This window comes from Mesorhizobium sp., assembly GCF_004962925.1.
In the GTDB taxonomy this organism is placed as follows: Bacteria; Pseudomonadota; Alphaproteobacteria; order Rhizobiales; family Rhizobiaceae; genus Mesorhizobium.
In genome coordinates, this window is sequence record NZ_SUEO01000126.1 from 1 (window position 1) to 18936 (window position 18936).

The following is an 18936-nucleotide window of genomic DNA, read 5'->3' on the forward strand; positions in this document are numbered from 1 at the left end:
GACCGAGGAGAAGCCGAAGCGTGCCGGCTGGTGGCAGAAGAAAGGCTTCTTTTAAGCTTTTCAGCTGCTTATCCTGATCTCCTGATCAAAAAAATCCCGCGCTGTCCAAAGACGACGCGGGATTTTTTTGCCTGAGATCCCAAACGCTATGGCGCGAAGATCGACCAGTTCATCATCTTCGCCAGCCGTTCCAGTGCGATCGACCCGAGCCTGGAATTGCCGTTGGCGTTGAGGCCGGGCGACCAGACGGCGAGCGAAGCCACGCCAGGCACGACCCCCAATATGCCACCGCCTACGCCGCTCTTGCCCGGGATACCGACGCGAAAGGCGAAATCGCCGGAGCCGTCATAGTGGCCGCAGGTCAGCATCATTGCGCCGATGCGGCGCGCGCGCTCGGCCGACACCACGGAATGGCCGGTCGCCGGGTTCTTGCCGCCATTGGCGAGGAAGCGGCCGGCCAAAGCCAGCTGCCGGCAGCTCATGGCGATGGCGCAATGGTGGAAATAGACGCCCAGCGCCAGGTCCGGCGCGTGGTTGAGATTGCCGAAGGATTTCATGTAGTTGGCAAGCGCCAAGTTACGGAAACCGGTGGCGCGCTCCGAAGCCGCAACCTCGCGATCGATGATAATAGTCTCGTCGTCGGCGAGGAACTGGATGAAGCGCAGGATCTCGCCGATCGCCTCGCGCGGCTGATGCCCGGCAAGCAAAACGTCGGAAATGACGATGGCGCCGGCATTGATGAACGGATTGCGCGGAATGCCGTTCTCGTGCTCGAGCTGGACGATCGAGTTGAACGGATTGCCCGAAGGCTCGCGACCGACACGCTGCCACAGCGCGTCACCGACATTGCCGAGCGCCAATGTCAGCGTGAACACCTTCGAAATGCTCTGGATTGAAAACGGCTCATCGGCGTCACCCGCCATCAGCACGCGACCGTCATTGGTCACGGCGGCAATGCCGAACTTCTTCGGATCGACCTTACCGAGTTGCGGAATGTAGGACGCGACATCGCCGCGATCCGTGCGCTCCGCCATTTCGGCAGCAACTTCGGTCAAAGCCTGTTCGAGTTCGGGCATTCGCGCTACTTCAGCCAGCGTTCGATGCGCGCCATCGCCTCGACCATCTCGTCGTGGCTGCCGGCATAGGAAAAGCGCATGGTTCGATGGCCTTGCAGCGGATCGAAGTCGCGGCCGGGCGTCGCCGCCACATGCGCCTCGCCCAGCATCCTGCGCGCGAAGGCCATGCTGTCGTTGGTGTGCCTAGTGACATCGCAGAAGGCGTAGAAGGCGCCATCCATCGGTGCCGCCAGCGCAAAACCGAGTTCCGGCAGGCGTTTCATCAAAAGCTCGCGATTCCCGGCGTAGCGCGCCTTCATCGCTTCCAATTCCGGCGTCGCCTTGAATGCCTCGATCGCGGCGATCTGGGACAGTTCCGGCGGCGAGATGTAGAGGCTCTGGGCGATGCGCTCGACCGGCCGAACCAGTGGTTCCGGCAGCACCATCCAGCCGATGCGCCAACCGGTCATGCAGTAATATTTCGAGAAGGAATTGATCACCGTCACGTCAGGGCCGTAGGCAAGCGCCGTGGTGTCCGGCGCAGCATAAGCCAGCCGGTGATAGATCTCGTCGGAGATCACGGCGATGCCGAGCTCTTCCGCCGTCGTTACCAGCGCCTCAAGCTCGTCAGCTGGGATGATTGCACCGGTCGGATTGGCCGGGCTGGCGAACAACACGCCCTTCAGCTTCTTTTCGCAATGCGCGGCCTTCAGGTGTTCGGCGTGGAGATAGGCATCACCATCGAGCTCGATCTCGACGATTTCGATGCCGAGCGCGGCCATGATATTGCGATAGGCCGGATAGCCGGGTGCGGCGATGGCGACACGATCGCCTGGATCGAACATCGCCAGAAACGCCAGGTTGAAGGCGGCCGACGATCCGGTGGTGACGGCGATCCGGCCGGGCGAGACGTCAAGCCCGTAGTGGTCCGCATAATGCTGCGCGATTGCCTGGCGCAGGCCCGCAAGACCCAGTGCGTCGGTGTAGCCGATGCGCCCCATCTTCAATGCGTTCGTCGCCGCGTCCCTGACCCCGGCCGGCGCCGGATCGGACGGCTGGCCAACGGCCATGGAAACAACCGGTACACCCTTTGCCTTCAGCCGATTCGCTTCCGCCAGAATGTCCATGGCGTGGAACGGCTCGACTTCGCCGCGACGCGAAAGCGATACAACCATTTGACCTCATTCCTTGTCGGCCCCTGGGTTAGCCCTTGGGACGGCACTTGCCGGCTGCCGGCGCCGAGCTTTGGCGTCCCGCGCCGCACAAATGCCCGATTGATGTGAGGATCACAAGTTCAGTAAAGTTTCAGTGCCGACTTTTCATCCTTCGCCCGCTCGTCTACCAGTGGACCTGCCATGTTGAGCCGACCCAAATCGACGATAGCCAGGGCAGCGCGCGTCTTCGCGACGCTTTCGCTTGCCGCGACGGTCGCCGTGACCAGCACGGTCAGCGCCTTCGCGCAAAACGTGCCGGTGGTGCGCGATGCCGAGATCGAGGCGCTGGTGCGTGACTATGCGCGGCCGATCTTCAGGGCCGCCGGCCTGCCGGAGGACGGCGTGGACATCGTGCTGGTCAACGACCAGAGTTTCAACGCTTTCGTTGCCGGGTCTCGTCTGTTCATCAACACCGGTGCCCTGATGTCGGCGGAGACGCCCAACGAGATTATCGGCGTCATCGCCCATGAGGCCGGCCACATTGCCGGCGGGCACCAGCAGAAATTGCGCAACCAGCTCGAACGCGCCAAGACGATGGCCATCATCGCAACGCTGCTTGGCGCCGGTGCCGTCGTCGCCGGCGCCACCACCAAAAGCCGGGGGCTCGCCGGCGCCGGCATGGGGGTTGCGGCTGGCGGCGGCGAGATGGCGCAGCGCAGTATCCTCGCCTATCAGCGCACCGAGGAGATGACCGCCGACCGCTCGGCGATAACCTATCTCAATGCCACCGGCCAGTCCGGCATGGGCATGCTGAAAACCTTCGACCGCTTCCAGAGTGCGCTCTCGCTGTCGGGGGCGCAGGTCGATCCCTACCGGATCAGCCATCCGCTACCGCGGGAACGCATCGCCAATCTCGAAGTGCTGGTTAAGCAGAGCCCCTATGTCGACAAGGTCGATCCGCCGGCACTGCAGCAGCGGCACGACATGATGCGCATCAAGATCGCCGCCTACATGGATGGCCAGGCTGCCGCATCGCGGCTGATGCGCAAAAACCCGGGCAGCCTCGCCTCGCAATATGGCGACGCGCAGACGGCCTATCTCTATGGCAATCTGGCCAAAGCGCTTGCCAAGACCAACGCACTGATCAAGGCACAGCCGAAAAACCCCTATTTCCAGGAGTTACGCGGCGACGTCCTGATGAAGGCGAACAAGCCGAGGGACGCCGCGGAAGCCTATGCCAAGGCGGTCAGCCTCGATCCAACCAGATCCGGGCTGCTGCCGGTCTCCTACGGCCAGGCGCTGATCGCCGTCGGCACGCCCGATTCCCTGGAGAAAGCAGTGGTGCAGATCAACAAAGGCCTCGGCCGCGACCGGGAAAACGCGGTCGGATACCGCTATCTGGCGCAGGCCTATGGCGAGCTCGGCAAAATCCCGGCCGCCGACCTTGCGACCGCCGAAGGCCATTTCTATTCCGGCGCCTACAAGGATGCCAAGATCTTCGCGATGCGCGCCCAGATGAAAATGAAGCGCGGAGAGCCGGGCTGGATCCGCGCGCAGGACATCATAAACTACGCGCCATCAGGCAAGAAAAAGTGAACCTTCCGGCCGTATAGTCGGACCAATCGGGCCGGAAACAAGAGGATCGAGGACTATGAAAAAGGCAATTCTGCTGGGCACCACGGGAGTGGCGGTCGCTCTCGCCATGCTCGGTTTCGGGTTCGTGACCGGAAGCCCGCAGCCGGCAAAGGCCGATGCCGCGCAGATCGCCCAGGCGGCGTCTGCCGACACCAAGATCGACAGGGTCGAAGTCGAGGGCATCATCCGCGATTACCTCTTGAAGAACCCGGAAGTGCTGCTGGAGGCTCAGCAAGCGCTCGAGGCCAAGCAGAAGGAGGCGCAGCAGGTCGCCAGCCTCAGCGTCATCAAAAATGCTAAGGACCAGATCTTCAATTCGACCTTCGACGGCGTCGTCGGCAATCCGAACGGCAAGGTCACCATCGTCGAGTTCTACGATTACAATTGCGGCTACTGCAAACGCGCCATAGAGGACATGCAGGCGCTGACGACAGCCGATCCGGACCTGCGCTTCGTGCTCAAGGAGTTCCCGATCCTCGGCCCGGATTCGCAGAAGGCGAGCGTCGTCTCGATGGCCTTCCACCTGATGATGCCGGAAAAATACGGCGAGTTCCACAACGCGCTGCTCGGTGGCCAGGGACGCGCCACCGAGGCGGCGGCCATCAAGGTAGCGCTTTCGCTCGGCGCCAACGAAGCGGCGCTGCGCGAGAAGATGAAGGACCCGTCGATCGCCGAGGCCCTCTCCAAGACCTATGATCTTGCCAACAAGCTGGCCATCACCGGAACGCCCTCCTATGTGGTTGGCAACGAGGTGGTGTTTGGGGCGCTCGGGCAGGAAGTGCTGGCGGAGAAGATCGAGGCGGCCAAGGCCGCACTCTGATCGACCGCTGGTTTTCGGCGCAGGCCATTTTTTCCGCCTGTTGTGGACAGCGAAAGAACCCACTTGCGCTCTTTTCGCAGGCGTCTAAGCCCATTATAGAGGCCCAGTGCGCCGGCTGATGCCGGCGTGGGAAAAGGTCGGCATTTTGAAAACGGTTTTCGTCCTGAACGGTCCCAACCTCAACGCGCTCGGCAAGCGCGAGCCAGGCATCTATGGCGGCAAGACGCTTGCGGCGATCGCCGACGACTGCAAGCAGGCGGGTGCGGCACTCGGGCTCGAGATCGATTTCCGTCAGTCGAACCATGAGGGCGACCTCGTCGACTGGATACAGGAAGCCGCCGACAAGGCTGTCGGCATCGTCATCAATCCGGGCGCCTACAGCCACACCTCGATCGCCATTCACGACGCCATCCGTTCCATCGCGCCATTGCCCGTCGCCGAAGTTCATCTTTCCAACATCCATGCGCGGGAATCATTTCGCCACGTCTCCATGGTTTCGCCGGTCGCCGTCGGCATGATCTGCGGGTTCGGGCCGCTCGGCTACACGCTGGCGCTGCAGGCGCTGGCCGCACGCCTATGACCGGCCAACAAACAGAAGGCTCGAAAATGTCGATAAAGAAGAACGGTGTTGACCAGCAGCTTATCCGCGATCTGGCGGGCATACTGAACGACACCAACCTCACCGAGATCGAGGTCGAGCTGGGCGACTTGAAGGTGCGCGTATCGCGACAGGCGCCGGCCGTCCATGCGGTCGCCGCACCGCAGCCCGCCTATGCACCGCCGGCAGCGCAGCAGGCGGCAGCAACCGCCCCGGCAGCGGCCGAGATATCCAAGAACGCGGTGGCCTCGCCCATGGTCGGCACCGCCTATCTGGCGCCGTCGCCCGACGCCAAGGCGTTCATCGAGGTCGGCCAGCAGGTCAAGGAAGGCCAGACGCTGCTGATCATCGAGGCGATGAAGACGATGAACCAGATCCCCTCGCCCCGTGCCGGCACGGTGACGGCGATTCTGTTCGAGGATGCGCAGCCGGTCGAATATGGCATGCCGCTCGTCGTGATCGAGTAGAGCCGGGAACAGCCGAAAATGTTCCAGAAAATCCTCATCGCCAATCGCGGCGAAATCGCTCTGAGGGTGCTGCGCGCCTGTAAGGAGCTCGGCATCCAGACGGTGGTGGTGCATTCGACCGCCGACGCCGATGCCATGCATGTGCGGCTCGCCGACGAGAGCGTCTGCATCGGTCCGCCGCCGTCGCGCGACAGCTATCTCAACATCCACCAGATCGTCGCGGCCTGCGAGATCACCGGCGCCGACGCGGTGCATCCGGGCTACGGCTTCCTGTCGGAGAATGCCAAATTCGCCGATATCCTCGCCGCGCACAACATCACCTTCATCGGCCCTTCCGGCGACCACATCCGCATCATGGGCGACAAGATCGAGGCCAAGCGCACCGCAAAGCGCCTTGGCATTCCGGTGGTGCCCGGCTCCGACGGCGCGGTCACCGAGGAAAAGGAAGCCAAACGCATCGCCGCCGAGATCGGCTATCCCGTGATCATCAAAGCGTCGGCCGGCGGCGGCGGACGCGGCATGAAGGTGGCGCGCAGCGAAGCCGATCTTGTGGTCGCGCTGCAGACGGCGCGCTCGGAAGCCGGTGCCGCCTTCGGCGACGACGCCGTCTACATCGAGAAATATCTCGAAAAGCCGCGCCATATCGAGGTGCAGGTGTTCGGCGACGGTGCTGGCCGCGGCGTGCATTTCGGCGAACGCGACTGCTCGTTGCAGCGCCGCCACCAGAAGGTCTGGGAAGAGGCGCCCTCGCCGGCGCTCAATGCTGAGGAGCGCGCGCATATCGGGGGCGTCTGTGCCAAGGCTATCGCCGATCTCGGCTACTCCGGCGCCGGCACCATCGAATTCCTCTACGAGAACGGCGAATTCTACTTCATCGAGATGAACACCCGCCTGCAGGTCGAGCATCCGGTGACGGAGGCGATCACCGGCATCGACCTCGTGCATGAGCAGATCCGCGTCGCCTCGGGCGGCGGGCTTTCGGTGCGCCAGGAAGATATCCGCTTCCAGGGCCACGCCATCGAATGCCGCATCAATGCCGAGGATCCGCGCACTTTCACCCCGTCACCCGGCACGATCACCCATTTCCACACGCCGGGCGGCCTCGGCATCCGTGTCGATTCCGGCGTCTATTCCGGCTACAAGATCCCGCCCTACTACGACAGCCTGATCGGCAAACTGATCGTGCACGGCCGCAACCGTGTCGAATGCATGATGCGGCTGCGGCGGGCGCTCGACGAATTCGTCGTCGACGGCATCAAGACGACGCTGCCGCTGTTTCGTGATCTCGTCGGCAATGCCGATATCGCCAATGGCGAGTATGACATCCACTGGCTGGAAAAATATCTGGCCAAAGAGGATTAGGTCGTGAACTTATAGAATATAATGATGCGATGACCCGTCCCTACGCGCCAGGCTATCGCATCCCGACCGACCTGTTGCTCAAGGCCTACGCCTCGGGCGTCTTCCCGATGGCTGAAAGCGCAACCGATCCCGAAGTGTTCTGGGTACGGCCGGAGACGCGCGGCATCATCCCGCTCGATGGTTTTCACACGCCCAAAAGCCTGAGGAAGGCGATACGGAAAAGGCAGTTCGACATCCGTTTCGATTTCGACTTCGAGGCGACCATCGATGGCTGCGCCGAGAGGCGCGAAGAACGCCGGTCGACGTGGATCAATGCGCCGATCCGCGAAGCCTATATCGAACTTCATCGGATGGGCCATTGCCATTCGGTCGAAGCCTGGCGCGAGGGTCGGCTGGTCGGCGGTCTCTATGGCGTGTCGCTCGGCCGGGTGTTCTTCGGCGAAAGCATGTTCGCCAGGGAAACGGACGCGTCGAAGGTCTGCCTGGTGCATCTGGTCGAGCGCCTGAAGGAACGGCACTTTGCGCTGCTCGACACGCAGTTCACCACCGAGCACCTCAAACGCTTCGGCGCGGTCGACGTGCCAAGGGGCAGGTATGAGAAGATGCTGGCCGAGGCGCTGAAGGGTGAAGCGGTCTTTTATCCGTAACGGGAGATCTTCAATCTTTGGCAGCAGCCTCCATCGGCATCTGCGCGTGGAACATCATCTTCCAGCCATTGACGCGATGGACATAGCCGGTGCTGACCAGTGCCGCGTAAGGCTCGCCATTCTCGCGAGTGGCGTGGGCCTCATAGGTCAGCATGACAATGTCGCTACCCGGCTCGATGATGCCCTTGAGGTCGATGTCGAGATCGCGCCAGCGGTTCGGGTCCGTCGCGGTTTCGGCCAGATCGGCGTTGCTCATCGCCTGCGCCATCTGTGGGAAGGCCACCAGGCATTCGGTGTCGGCATTGGCTTTGAAATAGGCTGCGTCGCCGGTCCAGAACCCTTTTTCGAGTTCGAGGAGCTCGTCCTTGTTGGCCATCATGGGAACATCTCCACACCGCCAGCCATGACCAACGCACAGAGAATAAGGCGGTTCCGGAAGGCTCAGTATGTGATCCCGAACGGGGATCCCGCGCCTGGCGCTCTAATTGGTCTTGGCCGCGTCGGGTGCCGGCACATCCGATTTCTGCTTGCAGCCCTTCAGCCAGACGTCGTAGACGGCGTGCTCGACGGCATTGAGGCCGGGACTTTCGGCAAACATCCAGCCGGTGAAGATGCGGCGGATCTTGCGATCCAGCGTGATCTCGTCGACCTCGACGAAGGAATCGGTCTTCGGCTCTTCGGTTTGCGGTCGCGAATAGCAGATGCGCGGCGTCACCTGCAAAGCACCAAACTGCACCGTCTCGTCGATATAAACATCGAAGGTGATGATGCGGCCGGTGATCTTGTCGATGCCGGCAAATTCGGCGACGGGATTGGTGATGCGTTCCGGCGTCGCCGGTATCGCTGGCGTCTCCGGTGCCGCTGGCGCCTCCGGCGTCTGTGCGGCGGCCATGCTGCAAGCGGCAAAAGCGGCCACGGCCACCATCAGTCCGCCCATCCAGATTCGGCTGAAAATGCTCATGCAAGGGTCCGGTGGTTTGCGCCCGGGGTGATTCTGTCGCGCCCAAGGCTAGTCGCTGCTGTCAGATCAGCAAGCAGCTAAACGCCAATTGTGGCGATAAAGGACCGATCCGCCCTTGAAGAGCGGTTACGAACCCGGCGTCCAGGCGTCGTAATCGCCTGTCACCTGCGGGCGGTGCTGATTGGTGAGCACGGAGCCCTTGGGGCGATAGGCGGCGCCACTTCCGGTAAGGTTCGGCTGATGCGGCTTCTGCCAGTCGCGTGGCTTATAGTCTTCGCTCGGCGGCGCGACATCGACGCGGTGGTGCATCCAGCCATGCCAGCCGGGCGGAATCATCGAGGCTTCCGAATAGTCGCGATAGATGACCCAGCGGCGGGTGCGGCCTTCCGAATCGACACCACCCTCGTAGTAGACGTTGCCAGCCTCGTCCTGCCCGACTTTCCTGCCATGCCGCCAGGTGTGGAAGCGCGTTCCCAGCGTCTGGCTGTTCCACCATGTGAAAAACTGCAGAAGGAAAGTTTTCATCCAAATCCTCGTGGCAAGTCCTCGCGGCAGCGGCGGCGCCCGTTTCCTGCTTATGGCGTCAGGCTATCGCGAAGGCAAGGGTTTTGGCGCAAGAGCAACGCAATGGCCGTCAGAAAACCGATGCAAAGCTGGCGGGCCTTTCGCGTCTGCCGAAGCACGCCTTGCCAAGGCTGCCTCGGCTTTCTAAAGCTCTGCGCGTCCTATGCAGGCCCAGCCTGATTGACGGTTGAGGGAGGTAAACATGGCTCCGGACGCATCCGACCCCGAGCTGCGGATCAGTGCCAGCGCCATTCGCCTGCGCAAGGGCGGCGTGCCGGTCGTCTGCCTCACCGCCTATACCTATCCCGTCGCCCGCCTGCTCGACGACCACGCCGACCTGCTTCTGGTCGGCGACAGCGTCGCCATGGTCCTGCATGGCCACAAGACCACGCTGGGTGCCTCGCTGGACATGATGATCGCCCATGGACAAGCGGTGATGCGGGGTTCGGCCAAGGCCTGCGTGGTGGTCGACATGCCGGCCGGCAGTTATGAGGGCTCGGCGCGCCAAGCCGTTGCCTCAGCGCGGCGGATCGTTAAGGAGACCGGTTGCCAGGCTGTCAAGCTGGAGGGCGGCGTCACAGTTGCCCGGCAGATTGCGGCGATTGTCGCTGCCGGCATTCCGGTCATGGGACATATCGGCTTACAGCCGCAATCGGTGGAAAGCGACGGCGGTTACAGGATCAAGGGCCGGACCGAGGAGAATGTGGCCGCCCTTTATCGCGACGCGGACGCGGTCGAGAAGGCCGGCGCGTTTTCTGTGGTCATCGAAGGCACCGTCGAAACCGTCGCCGCCGACCTCACCCGGCACATTCCCATTCCAACCATCGGCATCGGCGCCAGCGGCGACTGCGACGGCCAAATCCTGGTCATTGACGACATGGTCGGCCTGACCGTCGATCGCGTGCCGAAATTCGTCAAGCAATATGCCGATCTGCGCAGCGTCATATCGCGTGCTGCAGCCAGCTATGCAGCGGAGGTGCGAAGCCGGACTTTTCCAGGCCCGGACCACGTCTTTCCCGCCACAGCCGACAAGAACAAAGCATGAGCCCGCCTCGCGTTGTCGACAGCGTCGCCGCCCTTCGCGCGCAAATCCGCGACTGGCGTCGCGATGGCCTCAGCGTCGCCATGGTGCCGACCATGGGGGCGCTGCATGACGGCCATATCTCGCTGGTGGAGATCGCGCTCGAAAAGGCCGATCGCTGCGTTGTCTCGATCTTCGTCAACCCAACGCAGTTCGCGCCGAGCGAAGACCTCGACAAATATCCGCGCCAGCTCGCCCGCGATCTCGACCGGCTGGCCGAGGCCGGCGCGCAACTCGTCTTCACCCCTGACGTTGCAGAGATATATCCGACCGGCTTCGCCACGACGATCTCGGTCGGTGGGCCGGCCGCCGGGCTGGAATCGGATTTCAGGCCGACCTTCTTCGACGGCGTCGCCACGGTCGTGGCAAAGCTCTTCCTGCAAGCGTTGCCGGACTGTGCGGTCTTTGGCGAAAAGGACTACCAGCAGCTTTGCGTCGTCAGGCAGCTCTGCCGCGACCTCGATCTGCCGGTGGAAATCATCGGCGCGCCAACCGTACGCGACGCGCATGGCCTCGCCATGTCGTCACGCAACGCCTATCTCGGCGAAGCCGAGCTCAAAGTGGCGCGCCAGCTCAACGTCATCTTGCGCCGGGCGGCGGCGGCACTTGCGGCAGGCGCGGATGAGGGCAGCGCAACCGCCGAGGCCAGCCTCGCGCTCGCCAAGGCTGGCTTTGACAAAGTCGACTATGTCGCGGCGCGCGAGAGCATGACGCTCGCCCCGTGGCGACGAGACCGTGCCGCACGCCTGCTCGCGGCCGCCTGGTTGGGCAAGACCAGGCTGATCGATAATGTGGAAGTTCCCTCCACTTAAACCGCGGATTTGTGAGCCTCACTTCCAAAATCCGCAGCATCAGCCGGCTCCGTTACAATTCCGCCAAAATCATGGTGCGGTCCTGCGCGCTCCAGAAGCGCTGCATCATGCTCGGCTGGAAAAGAACGATTTCTGGCGCGGATCCTCAATCTTGATACCGGCACATGTCGAGCGGCTGCTCCCCTATCTGTTCCTGCTTGCATTGATCTGCATCGCGGTCGCCTTCCGGCCGCTGCTGCCGGTCGATGAAACGCGATATCTCAGCGTCACCTGGGAGATGTATCTGAGCGGACAGATCTTCGTTCCGACGATGAATTTCGTGCCCTACCTGCAAAAGCCGCCGCTGCTGTTCTGGCTTATCGATCTGGCCTGGGACATTTTCGGCGCAAGCCGGATTGCGGCGATGCTCGTCATCTTCGTTGCGTCGTCGCTCGTCATCTGGCTGACGACGCATCTTGCAAAAACCCTCTTTCCCGGACGCGACGACATCGTAAGCCGCGTCCCCTGGCTGGTCGCGGGAAGCATCATCTTCGTCATTTATTCGACCCTGATCCTGTTCGACATGCTGCTGACGGTCTTCGTGCTTGCCGCGCTTTTGTCGTTGCTTGCCTTTGCCAGGAGCGGCAACCATTGGCACGCCGTGGTAGCGGGATTGTTCATCGGACTGGGTGTTTTGACGAAAGGTCCGGTGGTGCTCATCCATGTCGGCGCCCCCATCCTGCTCTATCCATTCTGGCGCGATCGGCAGGCCGGGCTGACGACGCCGAAATTCTTCGCTGGGGCAGGTCTGGCAATTCTCGCCGCAATGATCCCGGTGGCGATGTGGCTGGTGCCGGCGACCATCCTGACGAAAGGCGACTTCGTCTACGATCTTGTCTGGAACCAGTCGGCAGGGCGTGTCACCGGCAACCTCCACAACTCCCATCACCGGCCGTTCTATTTCTACGTCGTGCTGATGCCGATCATGCTCATACCGTGGATCTTCATACCCGAAGTGTGGCGGCTGAAGCTGAACGCCCAAATACGTGGCCTGATCGACACGAGATCGCCGGATCTGCGCGCGTTGCGCCTGCTGTCGTTCTCGTTCGTCGCGGTTTTACTGGTTTTCAGCGCGATATCCGGTAAGCAGCCTCACTATGTGGTGCCGATGTTGCCATTTGTGGCAATCCTGTTCGGGTATTTCATGGCGGAGGTCCCACTAGTGCGGCTCAGAAACTCGGCCTTCGCCCTGCTTGCCATTTTCGGCATCGGCCATGCCGTAGCATCAGCGACCGTTTTCAAGCGCGACGATCTCATGCCGCTGGCCAACTTCATCGACGAGCGAAAGAATGCGGACTGGGCCGTCACCTTCGACTACCAGGACGAGATCGGCTTCCTTGGCCGATTGCAAAAGCCGTTCGAAAGCACCGACAATCCCGAGGAATGGCTTCGTTCCCACCCTGGCGGCTATGTCATCGACAAATCCAAGGACCCTGGGGCGTCGGAGCAAATCGCTTTCCGCGCTCGCGTGGAACGGGGCTATCTTGTCGTCCTCAAGGGAGAACATTGACGGCGTGGTTACCCGCAAGCGACCGGCGCTGCCCGTGAAACGCAACTGACTGCGACGTGTCTAGGCAGACAAATCTATCCGATCGTCTTCTCGAAAATCAGCGCTGGCAGCCCTGAGCCACCACCGCAATCCGCGGTGTTGCCGGCGGGCAAAAACCCTTTCGAGCGGTAGAAGGCGACGGCCGGAGCGTTTGCCTCTTCCACTTCGACACGCAGCGTCCGCGCCTCCGGAAAGCTGGCCTCGACCTCTTCCAGCAACGCCTGGCCGATCCCTTCCCGCTGGCAGGCTGGATGCACGTAGAGCTGGTTCAGCATAACGATCTTCGCATCCTTGGTGGTTGCAGCGAAAGCCATGCCGCCGATGCGCTTGCCGTCGTCCGCGACCAGGAATTCGGAGTTCGGCCGTGTCAGCCGCGCCTTGAGCGAGGCCATCGAATGCCATTCATCAGTGATCTCGGTGACTTTGTCAGCACCATAGATGCTATCGTAGGTGGCGTGCCATGTTTCGACCAGCAACGCGTGGACCGCGACAAGATCGCGCTCGCCAGCGGTGCGAACGAACATCATCCTATTCGATCCCGAGCTTGGCCTTGACGAGGTCGTTGACCGCCTGCGGGTTGGCCTTGCCGCCGGTCGCCTTCATCACCTGGCCGACGAACCAGCCGGCCATGCTCGGCTTGGCGCGCGCCTGCTCGACCTTGTCCGGATTGGCTGATATCACCTCGTCGACCGCCCTCTCGATGGCGCCGGTGTCGGTGACCTGCTTCATGCCGCGGCTTTCGACCAGCTGGCGCGGATCGCCGCCCTCGTTCCAGACGATCTCGAACAGATCCTTGGCGATCTTGCCAGAGATGGTGCCCTCCTTGATCAGGTCGATGACCGCGCCAAGCTGATCGGGAGAAACCGGAGCATTTTCAATGCCCTTGCCGGCCTTGTTCAACGCACCCAGCAGATCGTTGATGACCCAGTTGGCCGCCAGCTTGCCGTCGCGACCAGCGGCCACCTTCTCGAAATAGTCGGCGACCGCCTTTTCCGATACCAGGATCGAGGCGTCGTAGGTCGACAGGCCGAGCGAGGAGATCAGCCGCGCCTTCTTGGCGTCGGGCAGTTCTGGCAGGTCCTTTGCCAGCGCATCGACATAGGCCTGGTCGAATTCCAGCGGCAGAAGGTCGGGATCCGGGAAATAGCGGTAGTCATGCGCTTCTTCCTTAGAACGCATCGAGCGCGTCTCGCCCTTGTTGGGGTCGAACAGCCGCGTTTCCTGGTCGATCTTGCCGCCGTCTTCCAGAATGGCGATCTGGCGGCGCGCCTCGTACTCGATGGCCTGGCCGATGAAGCGGATCGAGTTGACGTTCTTGATCTCGCAGCGCGTGCCGAATTCGCCGCCGGGCCGGCGCACCGAGACATTGACGTCGGCGCGCAGCGAGCCTTCGTCCATATTGCCGTCGCAAGTGCCGAGATAGCGCACGATGGTGCGCAGCTTGGTCACATAGGCCTTGGCCTCGTCGGCGGAGCGCATGTCGGGCTTGGAGACAATCTCCATCAGCGCCACGCCGGAGCGGTTGAGATCGACATAGGACATCGTCGCGTGCTGGTCGTGCATCGACTTGCCGGCATCCTGCTCCAGGTGCAGGCGCTCGATGCCGACCTCGATGTCCTCGAATTCGCCCTGCCGGTCCGGGCCGACGGAGACGATCACCTTGCCCTCGCCAACGATCGGCTGCTTGAACTGCGAGATCTGGTAGCCCTGCGGCAGATCGGGATAGAAATAGTTTTTCCGGTCGAAGACCGATTTGTGGTTGATCTCGGCCTTCAGCCCGAGGCCGGTGCGGATCGCCTGCTTGACGCATTCCTCGTTGATCACCGGCAGCATGCCCGGCATCGCCGCATCGACGAGGCTGACATTGGCGTTCGGCGGTGCGCCGAAAGCCGTCGAGGCACCGGAGAACAGCTTTGCCTCCGAAGTCACCTGCGCGTGGACCTCGAGGCCGATGATGATTTCCCAGTCGCCGGTGGCGCCTGATATCAAGCGTTTGGCTTCGGGGGTGCGGGTATCGATGAGGGTCATAGTGGCCTGCGAACTTTCGGTGGCGGAATTCACGTCAAGGCGTGAATTCCGCCACGTCGGACGTGAAAGTCATTCGCTAGTGCAAACCACGAAAAGAGACAAGCGCAAAGCCGAAGCTGGCGCTTTCGCACCGAGTCTCGCCGGCCGCCGTCGCTCTCGCCGCATTCAAGCCGTCGCGATGTAGGCCCTGATCTCGGCTGCTTCGCGCTCGACATCCTCGATGCGCCGCTTGACCACGTCGCCTATGGACACGATGCCGTCGAGCAGGCCGTCCTTTTCCACCGGCAGATGGCGGAAACGGCCACTGGTCATGATCTCCATGACCTCGTTGACGGTGTGGTTCTCGTTGCAGATCTTCACCTTGGGCGTCATCGCCGAACGCACCGCGATGTCCAGTGCGGCGGCTCCTTCCCTGGCGAGGACCCGCACGACGTCGCGCTCGGAAAGAATGCCGACGATCTTGTGGTCACCATTGGTGATGACCAGCGCACCGATCCTGTGTTCGGTCAGGATGCGAATGGCCTCGCTCAGCTTTTCGTTCGGCCCGAGCGTCAACACGTCATGGCCTTTCTGCTCGAGAATTGCCTTAACAGTCATGGCGTCCTCCTCAGTTTACTTGCCGGTTCCTGCCCTGACCGGCTTTCCTCCTGCGCATGACCCCGAAAATCGGCCTCGATTTTCCGAAAGGATCATGCGCAAAATCAAAGTTCTACAGCGTCCTTCGCGCGTCCAAGAGGACGCGCGAAGGACGCTGTAGTGAACATCGTGCGCCGCGATCGATCGCTTTTCAAGTGCGGCGAGGTTCAGGCCATGAATTCATCCGCCTGCTGCCGGCGATCGAAAGCGCGCAGGCCGAAGAAGCCGGCGACAAAACCGCCAATATGGGCCTCCCAGGCGATCTGGCTGTCGATGCCGGGCGCGAAGGCAACGAGGCCGGTGATGAGATTGATCACCATCCAGATGGCGAGAAAAGTCATAACGCCGCGCGAGCGGAACACCGCCGCCATCGGCAGCGGCGCGCCGGCGAAGGCGGCTTTGCCGGACGAGCGGTCGGTGCGGAAGCCAAAGCGGGCGGCCGCCCCCATCATGCCGGAAATCGCTCCCGATGCGCCGACCAGCGGCGCCTGGCCGAGCGGATGCATGGCCCAGAACAGCACCACCGCTGCCAGCCCCGTCGCCGCGAAGAACAGGCTGAACCGAAGCGCGCCGAAGCGGTTCGCCAGCGGCGAGCCGAAAGCCGCCAGCCACACCATGTTGATGGCTAGATGAGCAAAGCCGCCATGCAGGAAGGCGTAGGTGAAGGGGCTCGAAAACGCGTAAAAATCGAGGTCGAAGCGACCCGAATAGCGAATCGGAATGAAGGCAGTCCGGATCACCAGCGAGAAATCCTGGTCGTCGGTGAGCCAATAGAACCGGATCAGGTGAACGGCGACGCAGATGCCGATCACCGCCAGCACAACGGGCGGCATGTTGAATACCGGCTCGCGGCGCCGCTCCGGCTCGCGGCCGACAGGTCCGCCCTCGCCCTGTTCGATTTCCGATGGGCTTGCTGGTTCGCTCATATGCCTTGCACTCAGTCGCTCGCCTTCGCGAGCATGTAGATCACGGTCACCCGATTCACAAAGGGCGAATCGACGCGAATCAAAATCGGCGCGAATCAAAAAGAAGCCGTCCAAGGTTGCCCTTGAACGGCTGGTCGAGCCCCCATGCTCCCCAAAACTCTTGACTGAAATGCTGCCGATCGCTGCGAAACGACCGCTTCTGGAGTGGTTTTAGCGTGCCACGGGCTTGGGCGGGACGCAACGTAAACCACTTGTTAACCTTAACGACCCCGACCCGTGAACAAGTGTTAACGATGCTGGCACGCATCCTGCTCCGCAACGCATGTAGGTCCTCGGAGGGCGCCCTTCTGTTCACCGATGGGACATCAGACGACAGATTGCGCGGAGCAGCATAGCATGAACCAGAACGGATCGATCACGCTGTTCCATTATTGGAACCGGCTGCGTGACGGGCGCCCTGCCCCGAAGCGTTCGGAAGTCGAGCCAGCCGAGATCAAGTCGCTGCTCGCCGACACATTCATCCTGGAAAAGGATACGCGCGGCGAAGCGGTGTTCCGGCTCGCCGGCACCAGGCTTTGCGCGGTCTATGGCCGTGAGCTCAAGGGGTTTTCCTTCCCGTCGCTGTGGCGGGAGAAGGACCAGCGGCTTGTCTCAAAACTGATCCATGGCGTCTTCGATCAGAAATCCGTGGTGCTCATCACCTATGAAGGTTTCAGTCGCACCGACCGTTCCAGCAAGTTCGAGATGCTCGCCCTGCCGCTTGACGGCGGCGTTGAAAACCCGCGCTGCCTCGGCGTGATAGGCGCCGCTGAAAAACCCTTCTGGCTGGGCGCGGATCCGATCGCCGACGCCTTGATCGATTCGATCCGCGTCGTCGATCCGGAGAAGGAATCGCTATTTCTGAAGAACCGGCCGGCCATCGAGGTTCCTTCACTTGTCCCGTCGGATCTCGATCCGCCCCAGACGATTTCGGCGCTCGGCCAGTCGCGCCGCATCCGCCATCTGGTGGTGTTCGACGGCGGGCGCGAGGAATAATCCCGAACGCTAAAGTAACGGTGCCAGGCTTTCCCCTTTGTTAACCTGCTTTGCTGTAGTTTTCCGCCGAAGTTCCTCGCATCAACGCGCGGAATGCCAGACGGGGTGTAGGCAGTCATGAGGTCAGCGGCGGTCGACACCGCGCCGTCCCAAGCTGAAAGGCGTAACTTTCAGCGCGTCCGCGTGAAGATCTATGGGCGCTTCATGCTGGAGGATCGCACCGAACATCCGTGCCAGGTGGTCGACATGTCGCCGGGCAATGTTGCGCTTCGCACCGAGCGCATCGGCATGCCGGGCGAGAAGGTCATCGCCTATATCGATCACATCGGCCGCATCGAAGGCGTTGTCACCCGTATCTTGCAGGATGGTTTCGCGATGACGGTCATCGCGTCGGAACGCAAGAAGGACAAGCTTGCCGCGCAATTGACCTGGCTTGCCAACAAGCATGAGCTCGATCTGCCGGAAGACCGCCGCCACGAACGCGTAGCGCCGCGCAATCCGACGAGCGTGCTTCAACTCGCCGACGGGCGTCAGTACCAGTGCCGCATCATCGACCTGTCGCTTTCGGGCGCCGCGGTCGAGATCAACGTCAAGCCGGCAATCGGCATCCAGGTCATGTTGGGCACCATGCGCGGCCAGGTGGTGCGCCATTTCGAGGACGGCGTCGCCATCGAGTTCGCCGTCATCCAGCGGCCCGAGACGCTCGATTCCGAATTCAACGCATCCGGCACCTGACAAACAACACCACATTATCGCAATCGAACCGGCCCATTTTGGCCGGTTTTTTGTTGTCCCGCACGGGCCGACGCGGCTTGCCAAACGATGCCGCGCCAAGGCACGCCGCGACAATTCGGCTCCGCGAAAATGCCTCAACAATTTTATACTGAAATGATTCAAATTTTATGTTTATTCTACAGGCGTTTTACTTAATATCTACTTCGAGCCTTTGCGTCGAATAAATCCAATCGTGTCATTGTCTCCTCAAACGGGGAGATCTGGACGATGAAGAAGACGAGGGGCAAGCTGTTGCTCTTGGCAATGGCGATGCAGCTTACCGCCTGGGGAACGGCATACGCAGCGGGACCTGCCTTCATGCACACCGGCAGCCGCACCACACAGCCGGTTGGCCATTACGAGTTCTGCCAGAAGATTCCGCAGGAATGCAATGAGCGGACGCCGAAGCAGGCACCGGTCGAGCTGACCCGCAAGCTGTGGGCGAAGATCGTGAGCATCAACAATTCGGTCAACAGCAAGATCGCGCCGCGCACCGACATGGAGCTTTGGGGCAAGGAAGAAGTCTGGTCCTATCCCAACAGCGGCTTCGGCGACTGCGAGGACTATGCGCTGGAAAAGCGCCGCGCGTTGATGAACATCGGCGTTCCGGCCGGCGACCTGCTGATGACGGTTGCGCGCCAGCCGAACGGAGACGGCCATGCGGTGCTGACCGTGCGCACCAGCCTCGGAGAGTTCATCCTCGACAATCTGGAGACCAGGGTGCTGTCCTGGACCACTACCGACTACACCTACCTGAAGCGCCAATCGAGCCAGAATTCGGGCGCTTGGGTAA

The 18936-nt window shown here is 61.9% G+C and carries 21 protein-coding genes; 12 read left to right on the forward strand and 9 right to left on the reverse strand.

The window, feature by feature from the left end; all coding sequences use genetic code 11:
• Positions 1-146: 146 nt before the first annotated feature.
• Positions 147-1076, reverse strand: coding sequence for a glutaminase (locus E5W87_RS22425; protein ID WP_292402386.1), 930 nt, complete (start codon positions 1074-1076; stop codon positions 147-149).
• Positions 1077-1081: 5 nt separating this feature from the next.
• Complete coding sequence (locus E5W87_RS22430) at positions 1082-2230, reverse strand: aminotransferase class I/II-fold pyridoxal phosphate-dependent enzyme (protein ID WP_292402389.1); 1149 nt, start codon at positions 2228-2230, stop codon at positions 1082-1084.
• 180 nt (positions 2231-2410) lie between these two features.
• Between E5W87_RS22430 and E5W87_RS22435 the strand changes: the two genes are divergently transcribed.
• The 6 genes from E5W87_RS22435 (at position 2411) to aat (ending at position 7738) form a co-directional block, all read left to right on the forward strand.
• The gene (locus E5W87_RS22435) at positions 2411-3805 is read left to right on the forward strand and encodes a M48 family metalloprotease (protein WP_292402391.1); all 1395 of its coding nucleotides are present in this window, start codon (positions 2411-2413) and stop codon (positions 3803-3805) included.
• 55 nt (positions 3806-3860) lie between these two features.
• Positions 3861-4664: a DsbA family protein gene (locus tag E5W87_RS22440; protein ID WP_292402393.1), complete on the forward strand. Its 804-nt coding sequence runs from the start codon at positions 3861-3863 to the stop codon at positions 4662-4664.
• A gap of 145 nt (positions 4665-4809) precedes the next feature.
• Positions 4810-5244, forward strand: a complete 435-nt coding sequence (aroQ, locus tag E5W87_RS22445; RefSeq protein ID WP_292402429.1) for a type II 3-dehydroquinate dehydratase — start codon at positions 4810-4812, stop codon at positions 5242-5244.
• 26 nt (positions 5245-5270) lie between these two features.
• Entirely contained in the window at positions 5271-5729 is a 459-nt protein-coding gene (gene accB, locus E5W87_RS22450) for an acetyl-CoA carboxylase biotin carboxyl carrier protein (protein WP_292402395.1), read from the forward strand.
• An 18-nt stretch (positions 5730-5747) separates the two neighbouring features.
• Positions 5748-7091: an acetyl-CoA carboxylase biotin carboxylase subunit gene (accC, locus tag E5W87_RS22455; RefSeq protein WP_095489489.1), complete on the forward strand. Its 1344-nt coding sequence runs from the start codon at positions 5748-5750 to the stop codon at positions 7089-7091.
• Between the two features lie 29 nt (positions 7092-7120).
• Complete coding sequence (gene aat / locus E5W87_RS22460; RefSeq protein WP_292402398.1) at positions 7121-7738, forward strand: leucyl/phenylalanyl-tRNA--protein transferase; 618 nt, start codon at positions 7121-7123, stop codon at positions 7736-7738.
• Positions 7739-7748: 10 nt separating this feature from the next.
• Here the strand turns inward: aat and E5W87_RS22465 are convergent, their stop codons facing one another.
• From E5W87_RS22465 to E5W87_RS22475, 3 genes are all read right to left on the reverse strand, one after another.
• The gene (locus E5W87_RS22465; protein WP_292402402.1) at positions 7749-8117 is read right to left on the reverse strand and encodes a hypothetical protein; all 369 of its coding nucleotides are present in this window, start codon (positions 8115-8117) and stop codon (positions 7749-7751) included.
• A gap of 102 nt (positions 8118-8219) precedes the next feature.
• A complete protein-coding gene (locus tag E5W87_RS22470; protein WP_292402404.1) occupies positions 8220-8699 on the reverse strand; it encodes a DUF2155 domain-containing protein in 480 nt (159 codons plus the stop codon).
• Between the two features lie 126 nt (positions 8700-8825).
• Positions 8826-9224, reverse strand: a complete 399-nt coding sequence (locus E5W87_RS22475; protein WP_292402407.1) for an NADH:ubiquinone oxidoreductase subunit NDUFA12 — start codon at positions 9222-9224, stop codon at positions 8826-8828.
• A 241-nt stretch (positions 9225-9465) separates the two neighbouring features.
• On the opposite strand from E5W87_RS22475, the gene panB reads away from it, so the two are divergent.
• The 3 genes from panB to E5W87_RS22490 all read left to right on the forward strand — a co-directional run bounded on the left by panB (position 9466) and on the right by E5W87_RS22490 (position 12705).
• Positions 9466-10308 carry a 3-methyl-2-oxobutanoate hydroxymethyltransferase gene (gene panB / locus E5W87_RS22480; protein WP_292402411.1) on the forward strand — a complete coding sequence of 281 codons (843 nt, stop codon included), beginning with the start codon at positions 9466-9468 and terminating at the stop codon, positions 10306-10308.
• Positions 10305-11156, forward strand: coding sequence for a pantoate--beta-alanine ligase (gene panC, locus E5W87_RS22485; protein WP_292402414.1), 852 nt, complete (start codon positions 10305-10307; stop codon positions 11154-11156). The genes panB and panC overlap by 4 nt, the downstream gene beginning before the upstream one ends.
• 151 nt (positions 11157-11307) lie before the next feature.
• Positions 11308-12705 carry a glycosyltransferase family 39 protein gene (locus E5W87_RS22490; RefSeq protein WP_292402416.1) on the forward strand — a complete coding sequence of 466 codons (1398 nt, stop codon included), beginning with the start codon at positions 11308-11310 and terminating at the stop codon, positions 12703-12705.
• 74 nt (positions 12706-12779) lie between these two features.
• On the opposite strand, the gene E5W87_RS22495 is transcribed toward E5W87_RS22490, so the two are convergent.
• The 4 genes from E5W87_RS22495 to E5W87_RS22510 form a co-directional block, all read right to left on the reverse strand.
• A complete protein-coding gene (locus tag E5W87_RS22495; protein ID WP_292402432.1) occupies positions 12780-13268 on the reverse strand; it encodes a GNAT family N-acetyltransferase in 489 nt (162 codons plus the stop codon).
• Positions 13269-13272: 4 nt separating this feature from the next.
• A complete protein-coding gene (gatB, locus tag E5W87_RS22500; RefSeq protein WP_292402419.1) occupies positions 13273-14772 on the reverse strand; it encodes an Asp-tRNA(Asn)/Glu-tRNA(Gln) amidotransferase subunit GatB in 1500 nt (499 codons plus the stop codon).
• Positions 14773-14937: 165 nt separating this feature from the next.
• Positions 14938-15369 (reverse strand): CBS domain-containing protein, encoded by a 432-nt coding sequence (locus E5W87_RS22505; RefSeq protein WP_126042568.1) that lies wholly within the window; start codon positions 15367-15369, stop codon positions 14938-14940.
• A gap of 206 nt (positions 15370-15575) precedes the next feature.
• A complete protein-coding gene (locus E5W87_RS22510) occupies positions 15576-16334 on the reverse strand; it encodes a rhomboid family intramembrane serine protease (RefSeq protein WP_292402423.1) in 759 nt (252 codons plus the stop codon).
• Positions 16335-16730: 396 nt separating this feature from the next.
• On the opposite strand from E5W87_RS22510, the gene E5W87_RS22515 reads away from it, so the two are divergent.
• The 3 genes from E5W87_RS22515 to E5W87_RS22525 form a co-directional block, all read left to right on the forward strand.
• Positions 16731-17369 (forward strand): PAS domain-containing protein, encoded by a 639-nt coding sequence (locus E5W87_RS22515; protein WP_292402426.1) that lies wholly within the window; start codon positions 16731-16733, stop codon positions 17367-17369.
• A gap of 117 nt (positions 17370-17486) precedes the next feature.
• Positions 17487-18104 carry a PilZ domain-containing protein gene (locus E5W87_RS22520; RefSeq protein ID WP_126106758.1) on the forward strand — a complete coding sequence of 206 codons (618 nt, stop codon included), beginning with the start codon at positions 17487-17489 and terminating at the stop codon, positions 18102-18104.
• Positions 18105-18407: 303 nt separating this feature from the next.
• Positions 18408-18936, forward strand: a 529-nt coding sequence (locus tag E5W87_RS22525; protein ID WP_292402435.1) for a transglutaminase-like cysteine peptidase, incomplete at its 3' end; no start/stop codon positions are given.